Below are 14,545 nucleotides of genomic sequence, written 5' to 3' on the forward strand. Positions count from 1 at the left end.
AAGCCGCCCCCAACCAGACAACGCGATTTATCTGGCGGATCGCATCATGCCTGTTTGGGAGTACTGCGCACTCCAGCGGGAGCAAGCTCCCTCGCCACAGAGTCTTCAGCGTCTACGGAACAAGGGGCGAGGTTCTATGACCGAGCGGCCATACAGCACGCTCATCCCCGCCAAGCCCTTGAGCGCATCTTCAGCCGATTTGTCCTCGCGCACCGCAAAACTGTCGAACCCGCACTGACGCATATGGCTGAGCTGATCGCGCAACACATCGCCAATCGCCCGCAACTCGCCGGCCCAGCCAAACCGGCTGCGCAGCAGATACGCCTGACTGTAGGCGCGACCGTCGCGAAAGCTCGGGAAGTCCAGGGCAATCAACGGCAACGAGGCCAGCCACGGCACCACGCTTTCGACTTCATCGTCCGGGCTCAGCCACACCGCGTGGGTCGAGGGCGATTGCAGCCAGTGCGCCAGCGGCAGGATCAGCAACCCCGCAGGCCTGCCCTGCTCCGGCTCGCGAACCAGCGTCCACGGATCATCCTCTATCAGGCGTGCGACACCTTGCTCCAGACGCAGCAAATTGTTCATGCCGAGACCTCCAGCACTTTCGGGTAGACCCGTTCCTTGAACGGCTCCAGGCCAATGCGCGCCACGGTGTCGACAAACAATTCCTCGCTTTCGCGGTAACGCACAAAAGTGCCGATGATCCGTTCGATCACCTGGGGCACTTCGGTCGCGCTGAACGACGGGCCGATGACTTTGCCCAGTGCGCTGTGCTTGCCCTGTGCCCCGCCGAGGGTGACCTGGTACCACTCGCTTCCGTTTTTATCGACACCGAGAATGCCGATATTGCCGATGTGGTGGTGGCCGCAGGCGTTCATGCAACCGGAGATGTTCAGGCTGATGTCGCCCAGATCGTGCAGGTAATCGAGGTTGTCGAAACGCGCCTGAATCGCCTGGGCAATCGGGATCGACTTGGCGTTGGCCAGCGCGCAGAAATCGCCGCCCGGGCAGGCAATGATGTCGGTCAGCAGGCCAACGTTGGCGCTGCCCAGATTGCGCTCGCAGGCAAGCTGCCAGAGTTCATACAGGTCAGACTTTCGTACATCGGGCAGGACGATGTTCTGCTCGTGGGCAATGCGAATCTCGCCAAAACCGAAACGCTCCGACCAGTCGGCCACCGCCAGCATCTGCAACCCGGTGACATCACCCGGCGGCGCGCTCAGCCCCGGTTTGGTCGATAGCACCACGCTGGTGTAACCGGGTTTCTTGTGCGGCTGCACGTTGCGCGCAACCCAGCGGGCGAACGCCGGGCTTTCGGCCAGACGCGTGCCGAAGTCCAGATCGGTGTCGGCCAGGGTGTGATAGATCGGCGGCACGAATGCCCGGGCGACTCGCTCATACTCGGCCTCGGTCAACTGCGCAGGGCCGTCCTTGAGGTGCTGCCATTCTTCTTCGACCTCTTTGGCGAACGCCTCGATGCCCAGCGCCTTGACCAGAATCTTGATCCGCGCCTTGTACTTGTTGTCGCGCCGGCCATGCCGGTTGTAGACCCGCAGTACCGCCTCGACGTAGGACAGCAGATGCTGCCACGGCAAACCTTCGCGGATCTGCAGACCGAGGATCGGCGTGCGCCCCAACCCGCCACCGACGATCACCCGCAGGAGCATCTGCCCGTCGCGCCTCGGATAAAGATACAGGCCGATGTCATGCATCATGATCGCCGCACGATCCTGCTTCGCCGAGCAGATGGCGATCTTGAACTTGCGTGGCAGAAACAGGAATTCCGGGTTGATCGTCGACCATTGGCGGAGGATTTCTGCCAGTGGGCGCGGGTCGATCATTTCGTCCGCCGCGACGCCGGCGAAGGCTTCGGTGGTGATGTTGCGCACGCAGTTGCCGGAGGTCTGGATCGCATGCATGTTGACCTGCGCCAGGCGCTCGAGGATGTCCGGTACCTGCGCCAGTTCGATCCAGTTGAATTGCAGGTTTTGCCGCGTGGTGAAGTGGCCGTAGCCGCGGTCGTAATCGGCGGCGATACTCGCCAACGTGCGCATCTGTTCGGCACTCAGGGTCCCGTAGGGAATCGCTACCCGCAGCATGTACGCGTGTTTTTGCAGGTACAGGCCGTTTTGCAGGCGCAGCGGCAGGAACTCTTCCTCGCTCAACTCTCCGGCCATGAAGCGCTCGACCTGATCGCGAAACTGCGCAACGCGCTCGAACACCAGTGCGCGGTCGTAATCGTCGTATTGATACATGCAGCAGCCACCTCATCAGGTTTGAACACAAATTCAAAACTGTGGGAGCGGGCTTGCTCGCGAAAGCGGTGTGTCAGGCAACTGACTTGTTGACTGACACACCGCTTTCGCGAGCAAGCCCGCTCCCACAGGATTTTCCCCTGACTATGGACGAGCAGCGCAGCACGCAACAGATTCACCTGAAACGATAAAAACCGTATCAGGGCGCGGCAGATGGCCGCAGGCAGCACTTCAATCTGATCCGTACAAATGAAATATTCCTGAGCCTGTTTTGTTTCCTGTGCTGTTCCTACAGTGCAGCTCGTGCCAGACCGGGTGGCCTGGCAAGACTTTGCAACCGTGGAAGAACTGACCATGAGCACAGCAACAATCGGACAGGCTTATAACTACAAGGTCGTCCGCCAATTCGTTATCGCGACGGTTTTCTGGGGTGTCGTGGGCATGGCGATGGGGGTATGGATCGCCTCGCAACTGGTGTGGCCGGACATGAACCTCGACCTGCCCTGGACCACCTTCGGCCGCTTGCGGCCATTGCACACCAGCCTGGTGATTTTCGGTTTTGCCGGCAGCGCGCAATTCGCCGCCAGTTACTACGCGGTGCAGCGCACCTGCCAAGTACGGCTGTATTCGGACAAGCTCGCGGCCTTCACTTTCTGGGGCTGGCAATCGGTGATCGTGATCATGCTGATCACCCTGCCGATGGGCTACACCACCACCAAGGAATACGCCGAGATCGAATTCTCCGGCGCGGTGTGGATGGCGGTGGTCTGGGTCGCGTATGCCATCGTGTTTTTCACTACGGTGGTGCAGCGCAAGACCAAACACATCTACGTCGGCAACTGGTTCTTCGGTGCGTTCATTCTGGTGATTGCCATGCTGCACGTGGTCAATCACCTGTCGATCCCGGTGGACTGGTTCAAATCCTATCCGGTGTATTCCGGGGCCACCGACGCCATGGTGCAGTGGTGGTACGGGCACAACGCGGTGGGTTTCTTCCTGACCACCGGGTTCCTCGGGATGATGTATTACTTCGTGCCGAAACAGGTCAACCGCCCGGTGTATTCGTACCGGTTGTCGATCGTGCATTTCTGGGCGCTGATCACCCTGTACATCTGGGCCGGCCCGCACCATCTGCACTACACCGCCCTGCCGGACTGGGCGCAGTCCCTCGGCATGGCGATGTCGCTGATCCTGCTGGCGCCGAGCTGGGGCGGGATGATCAACGGCATGATGACCTTGTCCGGTGCCTGGCATAAGTTGCGCACTGACCCGATCCTGCGGTTTCTGGTGCTGTCGCTGGCGTTTTACGGCATGTCGACTTTCGAAGGCCCGATGATGGCGATCAAGACCGTCAACGCCCTGTCCCACTACACCGACTGGACCATCGGCCACGTTCACGCCGGGGCCTTGGGCTGGGTGGCGATGATCACCTTTGGCGCGACTTATCACATGGTGCCGAAAGTCTTTGGCCGCGAGCAGATGTACAGCACGCCGCTGATCAACCTGCACTTCTGGCTGGCGACCATCGGCACGGTGTTGTACATCGCCTCGATGTGGGTCAACGGCATCACTCAGGGCCTGATGTGGCGGGCGATCAACGAGGACGGCACGCTGACCTACTCCTTCGTCGAAGCACTGCAGGCCAGTCATCCGGGGTTCATCGTGCGCTTTGCCGGCGGGGTGTTCTTCCTCAGCGGCATGCTGCTGATGGCTTACAACGTCTGGCGTACGGTGCGGGTCGCCGACGTGTCGCTGGCGCGCAGCCAGGCACAGATCGCCTGAGGCAGGGAGCCGACGATGTTCGACATTTTCTTGAATGTGCTGGGCGTGGTGTTTCTGTGGCTGGCGGTGGAGTACTGCCTGCGCCACCAGACGGCGGAAAGCCTCGACGATGCGAGCATGGTGCCGTTTGCCGATGATCCGGAGGTGGCACGGCGAGTGGAGCTGGCGACGGGGAAAACCGTGAAGGCGGTGGCGCCGGAAGAGGCGAAACCGGGCTGGGTCAACCTCGAGATGTAGGATCACCCTCAATCCACTGTGGGAGCGGGCTTGCTCGCGAAAGCGGTCTATCAGTCGCCATCAATGTTGAATGGGCTGCCGCCTTCGCGAGCAAGCCCGCTCCCACAGAGGAAAATGGTTGAAGCCCTGGATATCAGCTGCGATCGCGCGGAATCAGGCTCTGCAGCTGCTGCGCCAGAAAGTCCGCATCAAACACAAAGGTGTCCGGATCCTTCAGGCCATTGGTCTTGCGCCATTGCCACTCGCCACTGGGCAAACCCACCAGCGAAATGCTGCCATAGCGCGCCGCCGTCAGGCCCATCACCGCCAGGGAAATCTGCCCGGCACTGCCCATCACGTCCGGCACGAATTCCACCGGTTTGCCGGCGATCACGATGCTGAGTTTTTCAGTCTTGAAGGTCGAGGTTTCCACCGGTGTGCTCGGCCCGAACGCGACGTAAGCCTCGCGGCTCACCTCCAGCAGGTTCGGTGCCTGCACCGGTTCCAGCCATTGCTGGATCTGGCCGAACAGTCCGCTGATCCGGCTGGCCCACGCCTGGGACTGCGTTTCGAACAGTTGCTTCTTGTGTGCTTCACTCTCGGCATAGTGACGAAGCATTTCGCCCAGTTGTTGTACGTCGTTCATCGGTACGTTCCTCGGGGAGAGCCTGCGATAGTCGATAGTGACAGATCGAGGCGCCGGCGTACGTTAAACCTCGGGCGGCGGCACCGTGACACTTGGCAAAAGGATCAACGGTACAGTTGCTTTGTACTGGCATACGCCCCTGAACCGATGGACACTCGGCCCGGGCCCGACTTTTCGCTACGGGCCATCGTTCGAGGAATTTCAATGCGCACCATCGGCCTGATCGGCGGCATGAGCTGGGAATCCAGCGCTGAATATTATCGTCTCATCAATCAACAGGTCCGCGACCGCCTCGGCCCGCTGCGCTCGGCGCAAATCCTGATGTACAGCGTCGACTTCGGCCCGGTCGAACAGGCCCAGCACGCCGGGCGCTGGGACGCTGCGGCGGCGATTCTGGTGGATGCTGCACGCAGGCTCGAGGCCGGCGGCGCCGAATGCGTGGTGCTGTGTACCAACACCATGCACAAGGTCGCGGAGCAGATTCAGGCGGCGATCAGCATTCCGTTCCTGCACATTGCCGAACCGGCGGCGCAGGCGGCATTGGACATTGACGCGCACACGGTCGGCCTGCTCGGCACGGCGTTCACCATGGAGCAGGACTTTCTCAAGCAGCGTCTGATTGCGCAGGGTTTGACGGTACTGGTGCCGGACGACGACGAGCGCAAGGACGTACACCGGATCATTTATGACGAACTGTGCGTCGGGGTGATCAGCGACGAGTCGCGCCAGATCTATCAACGAGTGATCGAAGCGCTGACCGCGCGCGGCGCCCAGGCGATCATCCTCGGCTGCACGGAAATCGGCCTGCTGCTCAAACCCGAACACAGCGCCCTGCCCCTGCTCGACACCACCGAACTGCATGCGCAGTCGGCGGTGGCGTTCGTCTTGGACGATTGACTCCACAGAACCTGTGGGAGCGTGGCTTGCCCGCGAAGAACGATAACGCGTAATACCTGAAAAACCGCGGTGAATTCTTCGCGGGCAAGCCACGCTCCCACAGAATTTTCTGGCTTATCGACGACGCAGACGGGCCATGCTCAGGGTGTCGACCCATTGCCCGTCGCGCACGGCGTAGTCACGGAACAGGCCTTCGTTCTCGAAACCGAACTTGCGATACAGGCCGATGGCCGCCTCGTTGTCGGCGTACACCGAGAGTTCGACCCGGTGCAGGTTCATCCAGTTGTCGGCGATGTCCAGCGCCGCCGCCAGCAGTTTCGACCCGACACCCTTGCCCTGCCACGCCACAGCGACGGCCATGCCGACGCTGCCGGCGTGCGCGCGGCGAATCCGCGAATAGTTTTCCAGCCCGAGATGACCGACCACCGCGCCCTGGTGCAGCGCCACCAGTTTGACCATCCGCTCGTTCTCCGCCAGCAGCCGTTGACGCCAGATATCGGTGGACTGAAACGGCATCTGCAACACCTGCCGGGTCACGGCCGGATCGTTGTACAGCGCGGTAACGGCCTCGATGTGGGATTCGTTGAAGCGTTCGAGGGTGATGGCGGGGTTGTGGTCGGGCATGGCGGATCCTTCCTGGATCGATGTGTGGCTGATCACTCTAAACTGCCGGTTATCAATTTGGCGAGGTTTCAAACTGTGGGAGCGGGCTTGCTCGCGAAAGCGGTGTGCCAGGTGTCGCGAATATTGAATGTGCTGACGCCTTCGCGAGCAAGCCCGCTCCCACAGGGGATTGGGGGTGTTGGAAGGATTGGCTCAGGTCTGGAACCACTCCTGGCGCTCATCGAAGGTGTGCTGGATCAGCTCGACCAGGGTTTGCACCTCGGCGACGTTCAGGGATTCAGCATTCACCGCCAGCCACGCCTGTAGCTGCATCGGCTCATCAAACAACCCCGGCAACGCCACCAGCCCCCGGTCGAAACGACTCATGTACGCCGGCAGCAAACCAATGCAAGCGCTGCAACGGATCATTTCCAGCATCAGTTCATAAGACTGCATCTGCACCACGCCCGCCAGACGCTGTTCGACCAGGTGATTCCACGGCCGGAAACTGTCGATCTGCCGGTCGTGTTGCCATTGCACCAGCATGAAATCGCTGAGGTCTTCGGCACTCTCCGGGCGCGCGGTGACGCGGGAATAGCGTTTGGCGATGTGCGGCAGGTAATCCAGCCGCGCCAGGGCCTGCGGCTGACTGGTGGTGAAGGTCGGGCCGGGGCTGGGGGTCTCGCCGTGAGCCAGCCACAGCACCACGTCGGCGCTGACTGCGCGCAAGGCCAACTCGCTGTCCAGCGCAATGATCTCGAGGCGCACGCTGGCATTGCGGCGCAGCAACGCGATCAGGTCGCGACCGAGAATGTCATGCAGGATCGATTCGGCAACCGCCAGGCGGATCAACGGTTGCTCGACCACCGGCAGTTTGCGTTCGTGAGCCAGCGCGACCAGTTGCGCCTGCAACTGCTGACCTTCGCGGGTCAGGCTCAGGGCGCTGCCCTGAAAGCTGAATAGCGAGTGCTGCAGTTCCTGCTCGAGCTGCGCCAGTTGTTTGCGCAGCAGAGTCGAACGCACGTTGAGACTGCGCGCCGCCTGCATGAAGCAGCCACAGCGGGCACTGACCAGAAAGTATTGCGCGACGTCGGCATCAATGGTCGCAGCTTGCGCCAGCCATGGCTCGCGCTCGCCCTGTGCCCAGCGATAGTCGGGGCTACCCTGTCGTCCTGCGGGTTCGGTGAATGACATCGATGACTCCCTGTCGATCTTTGTATTTTGGAAAACGCCACGGTTCTAATGTGGGAGCGGGCTTGCTCGCGAAGGGGCCATGCCAGCCAACTTGTTTGTTGAATGACCCACCGCTTTCGCGAGCAAGCCCGCTCCCACCCGGGATCTGCGGTGAATCACCATCAGTGCTTCTCTTCCAGGACCTTGTTCAGCTCAGCCCCATCAATACTCAAGGTCGCGGTATTGAGCATCCCGTCCAGATACGCCTGGGCAATCTGCTCCTGACGTTGCGCACGCAAGGCCTGGGTCAGTTGATCGCGCAGTTCGTCGAGGGTCGCGGTACGTGCCGGTTGCTGTTCGGTGAGTTTGATCACATGGAAACCCGCCGCGCTCTGCACCGGCTCGGACACCGCACCAACCTTCAACTTCGCCACCGCACCCCGCACCTCCGGCACCAGTTGCTGCAACGGTTGCAGCCCGCTATCGCCGCCCCGTTCTGCGGTCAGGCGATCCTGCGAATACTGGGTCGCCAGCGCGGCAAAATCCCCCGGGGCGCCTTGGGCTTTCTTGCTCAGCTCAGACGCCTGTTTGCGCACGTTTTCCAGACTCTGGGCATCCGGCACCGCGAGGAAAATCTGGCTGACCCGATACAGCGCCGGAGTCTGCCAGTTGGCCTTGCCGGCGTCATACGCCTGCTGCAACTCGGCCGTACTCGGATAGTCCGCCGGGACTGTACTGACCGAGCGCAGGTAATCGCGAAAGACGATCTGCTCGCTGGCCGCGCGGGTTTGCCGCACCACGTCCGGACGTTGCGCCCAGCCCTGAGCGTCGGCCTGCTCCAGCACGGCTTTTTCCGCCAACCGCGCACGAATCCAGCGCTCCAGCGCTTCACGGTTGCCGCGCAATTGCTCGCGAGTCGCCGGCGGGACGGTCGCCAGCAGCGCCTGCAACTCCTGCGGGGTCACTTGCTGATTACCCAACCGCGCCACCGCCGGCCCCGCAGCAACCGCCGCCAACGGCGACGATTGCTGGGCGGCAACCGGGTCAGCACCCGGTCGCAGCACCAGCGCCACGGCTACCACCAACAGCGCCACTGCCCCGGCGCCGATCACCATGGCAGGCTTTTTCACAGCGCGACTTCCTCTTGCTCAGCGGTAGCGACTTTTGCCGTCGAAGCTTGTGCGGCCTGGCTGAAATCACGCAGGTAGACGATGAACTCCTGCAACAGGCGATCCCACAATTCCAGATTGCCGCGCAGGTGATCGTGGCTCACACCGGCCGCCAGCACCACGTCCATCTCCATCACCAGAAACTCGCCCTGCAACGACAACCGCGCAAAACGCCGGGTGGCGTTCCACTGTTCGGCCACGCCCTGTGGCAACTCACCTTGCACCCGCAGCGCACAGCTGAAAGTGAAATCGACGTAGCTGCCCTGCTCCACCGCCGGGTTGCCGAAACGCACGGCATAGCCGATGCCCTGACTGGCGCTGAGCAACTGCACGATGCCGTTCTGTTCGGTCTGGTTGACGCGATAACCGGCCGCTTGCAGGACTTCGGTCAGGGATTGTGGGGACACATGGCTGATCAATTGGGTCATGACTTCTTCCTTGTTGGTAAATCAGTGTGCGAGCGCGGCTTGCGGCGCGTCGAATTGAGTCTTGTACAGCTCGTCACCGAACCCCTGGGCCAGCTCATCGAACTTGACCCGGGCACTGCCCGCAAAGGGCTGGCGGATCTTCATCACCTCGGCCACATCGATGTTTTCGTAGGCGCTGAGGATCTGCTTGGCGACGCCATACATCTGCTGATTCTTGACTGAACATTGCTGCACTTGTGTGTCACGTTCAGCCAATTGCGCCTGAAGCTTAGACCGTTCTGCCTCTTTGGCACGGGCCATGACCAACAACTCGTCGTAGGCTTTCTTGAACTTGCCGACCTGTTCGCTGCTGGCGGCGATTTGCGCCTGCGCCTGGCTGTGCAGGTTCTGCTGCTGGCCGGCCAACTGCTCAGCCACGCCTTTGGCCTTGGCCAGTTCGGCGGTCAATTGCTTGATCTGCGCCTGCGCAGCCTTGGCCTCGTTCTGCGCCGCCAATTGCGCGGCGCTGGCCTGGGCCTGTTGGCTCTGCAGGGCCTGCAACTGCTGGGTGGTGCTGCGCAACTGGGTGCGCAAGCGCTCTTCCATACCTTCGGCACTGGCCCCTTGAGCCATGAAAAAACTCAGCCCCAACAGTAAAACTCGTGCGTGCATGACCGTACTCCCGGCGCCTTAGAAGCGCGTGTTGATCTCAAGCTGCAAGACGTCGATGTCGAACGGCGCGCCGTACACCGCCTCGGTGCTCAGCCAGCGGCCAGTGGCGTAGACGTTCTTCGCCAGACCGTAATTGCCGCCGAGGAAGTAGCCCTTGGCGTTGGTCCCGCCGAGGTGGAACGAGGAATCGTTGAAGCCGTCGGGCAAGGCATCCGGCTGGATGTACTTGTAGCCGGCGAAGAGGTTCCAGTCGCCCTGCTTCTTCAGAACCAGCGCATTGCCGAGGGTGAACTGCACCATCCACGCATTGGCGCCGCTTTCGATGTCGCCGCTGCTGTTGAGGTTGTTGACAATCTGGCCCTCGGCGCGTTTACGCATGTCGCCTTCGTCGTAACCGAGGTTGTGGATGTAGTTGCCCTGGCTGCGCAACTTGAAGTCTTGCGGCAGGTCGGCGTCCCACACCAGGTTGAGGTCGAGCAGGTTGAACTCCGACGCCAGGCCGACGAATTGCGGCTGCGGCGTGGTGGTCGGGTTGGCCGGGTTCGGCGTGATGTCGCGCAGCAGGAACACGCTGTTGCCCTTCTGCATGAACGCCGCACGGGTGCCATCGGTGTCGCAGCCTGGGGCGCCGGCCCACGGCTCGCAAGGACTGGAGCGTTGCCCTTGAATGTCGTCGAAACGGTAGTAGGCCAAAGCGCCCTTGAGGCGGTTGTTGCTGTTGATCGCCCACTTGGCGCCGATCTGCGCGCCGTACAGCCACTTGTTGTCGCTTTCTTCCTTGTCGAAACCGTTGCTGGTGGTGGTGTCGTTGGTGTAATCCACCGGGAACGCGCCAACGGTGCCGAACACGCCCCAGTCGCGATTGAGCTTGTGGTCGAAGATCGCCGCTACACCGTCGAAGTTCAGGTCATTGGAATAGAGCATGTCGGTGGACATGAACGGGTTGGCGAAGCGCCCGCCGGTCAAGGTCAGCTCATCGGTGGGTTTCCAGTTCAGGTAACCCTGATCGAGCCAGATGTCCTTCTTGGCAAAACCGCCGCCGAGGTTCTGCGTGGTCGACACCGGGTTGTTGTCCGAACCGGTGCCGATACGGATGCCGGCGGTCCACTCCGGCGAGATCACCGCTTTCATGCCCAGACGCGCACGCAGGCGGAACAGGTTGGTGCGGTCTTCACGGGTGTTGAGCAGCGGCGGCAGGCTGGTGCTGCTGTTGGGGTTCACGTCGTACGGGCCGTTGTTGTTGAGCTTGGCGAAGTCGACGATTTCGTTGCTGTTGCTGCCCGAGTAGTAGCGCGATTCGTCGCGCAGGCGGATGTCGCCATCGAAGCTGATACGCGAAGCCCAGTCCGGGAAGGTGTTGGGCGCCGCCCAGTTTTCCTGCTTGGCGGTGGCCATGACCTCGGCCTTGACCTGATCGCGGATCTGGTCGCGCACTGCCGCTGGCACATACTGCACGCGCACATCGCCCGGCGCTGCGACCGGACCTGCCGCCACCGCAGTCGATGCCGCTGCCTGCCTGGCCTGGGCGGCTTCGTTCTGCGCCTGGGCGATCAGCGCGTCGGCCTTGTCCTGTTTCAAAATGCCCTGCTCGACCAGCAAGCGGATCAGATTGATCGTGGCGTTCTCCGAGGGCGCAGGCGCTGCCACGGCCTGACCGACCAGGGTCGCGATGACCATGCCGACCGCCAGGGACAATCGATTCACGTTGGAAATCATCTGCACACAACTCCTTTTGGCAAAGCTTGAATGCTTGGCAATGAATAAGTGGGTTAACCCGGACGCCGCCCTTGCAGGGACAGGCGCACAGGCAAAGTCATGGAGGCCGGTGGCCGTTCGCTCAGGTGCGGCGCGTTACGCAGCGCCGCCAGTACCTGGGTGTCGATCTCGGGATTGCCGCTGCACTTGACCAGCTCGACCCGGGTGATTTCGCCGACGCTGCTCAGCCACACATCGGCCTGCAGCGAAAACGCCAGGTTGCGCAGGTCGGGGTTCTCGCGCAGCAAGCGCTGAAACGTGAACGCGAGGAACTGGCTGTAGGTGCCGGTGCCCAGGCGTCCGCCACCCGCACCGGCCATGCCGCCACCCTTGCCGGCGCCGATGTTGAAAGCGTCATTGCCACTCTGCGCATCGCCGTCCATTTGCATCGGGTTGGCCAGATCGTCCGCCGGTGATGGCGGCGCCTCTTCCTCGGGCTTGACCTCCTGCGGCTCGGGCGTTGGCTCAGGCTCGACGACCTTTTCTTCCACCGGGGTTTCCGGCTCCGGCGGTTTTTCCGGAGGTGGCGGCGGCGGTGGCGGCAACGGAATGATCGTCGGCACCTTCGGCGCTTCACGGCGCATGCCGCTCATGTCATTGGCCCACTGCCACAGGAACCACGCGGCGAGCGCGCCGAGCAGCAGCCCGGCGCCCCACTTTACAAAGCGCATCGGCGACCTTTTCACCGGCAGCGGCTCGATCGGAAGTTGTGCGGTCATCACTCAGCCCTGCGTCGGTTTGCCGGTCACCAGACCGACCTGAGACAGTTCGAGCCGGCGCAACAGATCCAGCACTTCGATGACCTTCTGGTACTGCACGGTCGCGTCGCCGCGCACGATCACCGGGAAGTCCGGGCTCTGCGCCTTCTCGATGCGCAGGCGTTCCTCCAGCTCGGCCAAGGTCACCGGGTAGGCGTCGAGGAACACCTGGCCGCCATCGTTGACCGAAATCGCCTTGGTCTTGGCCTCCGACAGCGACACCGAGGCGCTGGCCTTGGGCAGGTTGATCTGGATCCCGGAGACCTGCGCGGTGGCGGTGAGGATGAACATCACCAGCACCACCATCAGCACGTCGACCAATGGGGTGATGTTGATGCTGTCCACCGCTGCATCTTCGTCATCGTCGTGGGAGGCATTTACAGACGCCATGGCAGTGCTCCTCAGGCCGGTACGGAGTGATTGGCGTGATGACCGCGCTGATGCGACGCCTCACTGAACTGGCTCTCGCCGTGCATCTCCGCCAGACGCGTGATGAACTCGTCGACGAACACGCGCATGTCGGCGCTGACTTCCTTGTTGCGGGTGATCAGGCGGTTGTAGCCAAACAGCGCCGGGATCGCGACGAACAGGCCCATGGCGGTGGCGAGCAATGCGGCGGCCATGCCCGGGGCGATGGCGTTGATGTTGACGTCGCCGGCCATCGCGGTGCCGAGGAACACCACCATGATCCCCAGCACGGTGCCGAGCAGGCCGATGTACGGGCCACCGGCGATGGCGTTGGACAGGGTCGAGAGTTTCGAACTGAGCGCCTGGTTCTCGCGAGTGCGCACGCCGTCCATCGAGCAACGGATGGCTTCGATGGTGGCGGCGGACACCGAGGAGGTATCGGCGCCCTGCTCGCGGCGGGTGCGGATTTCCTTGACCGCCACCGAGTACAGGCGCCACAGCGGCGAATGCTGCAGACGCTGAGCGAGTTGCGCGTCGTCAGCGAACATTTCCAGACGGGTGCCGACCTTGGCGAATTGCTCGCGGAAATCCTCGTTGGCCTTGCTCACGCGGCTGAGGGTGCGGTTCTTGCGCAGCATGATGATCCACGACTGGAACATCATCAGCACCAGCACGGCGATGATCACCCAGGCGTCGACCGGCACCGCGTTCAGCAGGAAACCGAGGCTGCCGAAGCCGAAACCGGACTGTTCTTCATCGACGCCGTAGGCCACCAGTTTCGACTCGGCACCTTGGGAGGTCGCATCAGCCAGCAGCAACGGCGCCGGACGCGCGACTTTCGACAGGCGCAGTTCGTCGATGGCGCCCACGAATGGCTGGTACGGGCCTGCGGCCAGATCGCCGCCAATCGCCATCACCGAATTGAACGCCGGCATCGCCTGAGCGAGGGTCGCACTCTCACGACCATTAATGTACAGGCTGACTTTCGAACCTTCGGCGGTCAGCGCGACGTGCTGCCATTGGCCCGGATTCAGCGGCTGAGTGGCCACGGCGCGCTGGCCGTCGATCTCCACAAACGGCACACCCTGATTGACCCCGACCAGCAGACTGTTGGCGCCTTCACGGCGGGCCAGAATCAGTTGCTCGCCATTGGCCTGATCCAGTCGCAGCCAGGCGCTGAAGGTGAACGCGCTGCCAGCGCTGTGCTGCAACGATGGACTGGCCGGCAGCAGCAACGGCTGACCGCTGAACTGCAAGGCGCGCCCGATCACACCGTCAATCGCCGCGCCAGTGGCGCTTTGTGCGGTGTTGCCGTAAGCGGTGGTGTCCTTGGCCGGGGTGCCGGTAGCGCCGTCGAAGTGATACAGCGCGGTGTAATTCGGATCGAAGGTCAGTTGGCCGTTGCCAGTCGCCGGGGCCTTCTGGTTGCCGTAGTACATCCAGATGTCCTGACGCTGGCCGCCCTCGACATTCGGCACATCGACCCAGATCAGCGCCATGCCCATCAGCGCATCGAAGCTTTCGATCTGGTGGTTGAGCACGGTCTTGTCATCGGCGGCGACGAAGCGCAAATCCGCGCCGTCTTCCTTGACGCCATCGAAGGTGAAATTGCCGGTGTGCAGGCGCACCAGCAACGCGGTGCGGCCCAGCGCCTGATTGATCCCGGCGCCCTGCGGCGTGGTGTCGACGGCGATCTGTTTGCGGTAATGCCAGTCGTCCTGCCACCAGGCCTGAGCCGTGGCCGGGAGCACAAAGCCCAGGCAGATCAACAACGAAAGAATGAGGCGCTGCATGAACGTGCTCC

15 protein-coding genes are annotated in these 14,545 nt (G+C 62.3%); 3 read left to right on the forward strand and 12 right to left on the reverse strand.

Going from position 1 to position 14,545, the window contains the following annotated elements:
• Window positions 1-105: 105 nt before the first annotated feature.
• Both JFU48_RS23170 and JFU48_RS23175 read right to left on the reverse strand, forming a co-directional pair.
• Window positions 106-585: a DUF934 domain-containing protein gene (locus JFU48_RS23170; RefSeq protein WP_201137793.1), complete on the reverse strand. Its 480-nt coding sequence runs from the start codon at window positions 583-585 to the stop codon at window positions 106-108.
• Entirely contained in the window at window positions 582-2,255 is a 1,674-nt protein-coding gene (locus JFU48_RS23175; protein ID WP_201137794.1) for a nitrite/sulfite reductase, read from the reverse strand. Before JFU48_RS23175 ends, JFU48_RS23170 begins: the two co-directional genes overlap by 4 nt.
• Before the next feature lie 354 nt (window positions 2,256-2,609).
• Between JFU48_RS23175 and ccoN the strand changes: the two genes are divergently transcribed.
• Both ccoN and JFU48_RS23185 read left to right on the forward strand, forming a co-directional pair.
• Window positions 2,610-4,037, forward strand: coding sequence for a cytochrome-c oxidase, cbb3-type subunit I (gene ccoN, locus JFU48_RS23180; RefSeq protein WP_003224481.1), 1,428 nt, complete (start codon window positions 2,610-2,612; stop codon window positions 4,035-4,037).
• A gap of 15 nt (window positions 4,038-4,052) precedes the next feature.
• On the forward strand, window positions 4,053-4,274 hold the full coding sequence (locus JFU48_RS23185; RefSeq protein WP_103485598.1) for a CcoQ/FixQ family Cbb3-type cytochrome c oxidase assembly chaperone: 222 nt from the start codon (window positions 4,053-4,055) through the stop codon (window positions 4,272-4,274).
• A 133-nt stretch (window positions 4,275-4,407) separates the two neighbouring features.
• Here the strand turns inward: JFU48_RS23185 and JFU48_RS23190 are convergent, their stop codons facing one another.
• Window positions 4,408-4,899 carry a hypothetical protein gene (locus JFU48_RS23190; protein WP_201137795.1) on the reverse strand — a complete coding sequence of 164 codons (492 nt, stop codon included), beginning with the start codon at window positions 4,897-4,899 and terminating at the stop codon, window positions 4,408-4,410.
• A 204-nt stretch (window positions 4,900-5,103) separates the two neighbouring features.
• Here JFU48_RS23190 and JFU48_RS23195 point away from each other — a divergent pair, with 204 nt between their 5' ends.
• On the forward strand, window positions 5,104-5,796 hold the full coding sequence (locus JFU48_RS23195) for an aspartate/glutamate racemase family protein (RefSeq protein ID WP_201137796.1): 693 nt from the start codon (window positions 5,104-5,106) through the stop codon (window positions 5,794-5,796).
• Between the two features lie 114 nt (window positions 5,797-5,910).
• Here the strand turns inward: JFU48_RS23195 and JFU48_RS23200 are convergent, their stop codons facing one another.
• From JFU48_RS23200 to JFU48_RS23240, 9 genes are all read right to left on the reverse strand, one after another.
• Window positions 5,911-6,420, reverse strand: a complete 510-nt coding sequence (locus JFU48_RS23200; RefSeq protein ID WP_003224473.1) for a GNAT family N-acetyltransferase — start codon at window positions 6,418-6,420, stop codon at window positions 5,911-5,913.
• 192 nt (window positions 6,421-6,612) lie between these two features.
• Complete coding sequence (locus JFU48_RS23205) at window positions 6,613-7,593, reverse strand: LysR family transcriptional regulator (protein WP_201137797.1); 981 nt, start codon at window positions 7,591-7,593, stop codon at window positions 6,613-6,615.
• A gap of 161 nt (window positions 7,594-7,754) precedes the next feature.
• The gene (locus tag JFU48_RS23210; RefSeq protein WP_201137798.1) at window positions 7,755-8,702 is read right to left on the reverse strand and encodes a peptidylprolyl isomerase; all 948 of its coding nucleotides are present in this window, start codon (window positions 8,700-8,702) and stop codon (window positions 7,755-7,757) included.
• Window positions 8,699-9,169 (reverse strand): YbjN domain-containing protein, encoded by a 471-nt coding sequence (locus JFU48_RS23215; RefSeq protein ID WP_003224470.1) that lies wholly within the window; start codon window positions 9,167-9,169, stop codon window positions 8,699-8,701. Before JFU48_RS23215 ends, JFU48_RS23210 begins: the two co-directional genes overlap by 4 nt.
• Before the next feature lie 21 nt (window positions 9,170-9,190).
• A complete protein-coding gene (locus tag JFU48_RS23220; protein WP_201137799.1) occupies window positions 9,191-9,820 on the reverse strand; it encodes a DNA repair protein in 630 nt (209 codons plus the stop codon).
• A gap of 18 nt (window positions 9,821-9,838) precedes the next feature.
• Window positions 9,839-11,536 carry a putative porin gene (locus JFU48_RS23225; RefSeq protein ID WP_201137800.1) on the reverse strand — a complete coding sequence of 566 codons (1,698 nt, stop codon included), beginning with the start codon at window positions 11,534-11,536 and terminating at the stop codon, window positions 9,839-9,841.
• 53 nt (window positions 11,537-11,589) lie between these two features.
• Window positions 11,590-12,294, reverse strand: coding sequence for an energy transducer TonB family protein (locus JFU48_RS23230; RefSeq protein WP_201137801.1), 705 nt, complete (start codon window positions 12,292-12,294; stop codon window positions 11,590-11,592).
• A gap of 3 nt (window positions 12,295-12,297) precedes the next feature.
• Window positions 12,298-12,723 (reverse strand): ExbD/TolR family protein, encoded by a 426-nt coding sequence (locus JFU48_RS23235; RefSeq protein WP_003224462.1) that lies wholly within the window; start codon window positions 12,721-12,723, stop codon window positions 12,298-12,300.
• Between the two features lie 11 nt (window positions 12,724-12,734).
• The gene (locus JFU48_RS23240) at window positions 12,735-14,534 is read right to left on the reverse strand and encodes a DUF2341 domain-containing protein (protein ID WP_201137802.1); all 1,800 of its coding nucleotides are present in this window, start codon (window positions 14,532-14,534) and stop codon (window positions 12,735-12,737) included.
• Between the last annotated feature and the right edge of the window lie 11 nt (window positions 14,535-14,545).

Origin of the sequence: Pseudomonas sp. TH49 (assembly GCF_016650625.1) — a bacterium.
Taxonomy (GTDB): Bacteria; Pseudomonadota; Gammaproteobacteria; order Pseudomonadales; family Pseudomonadaceae; genus Aquipseudomonas; species Aquipseudomonas fluorescens_H.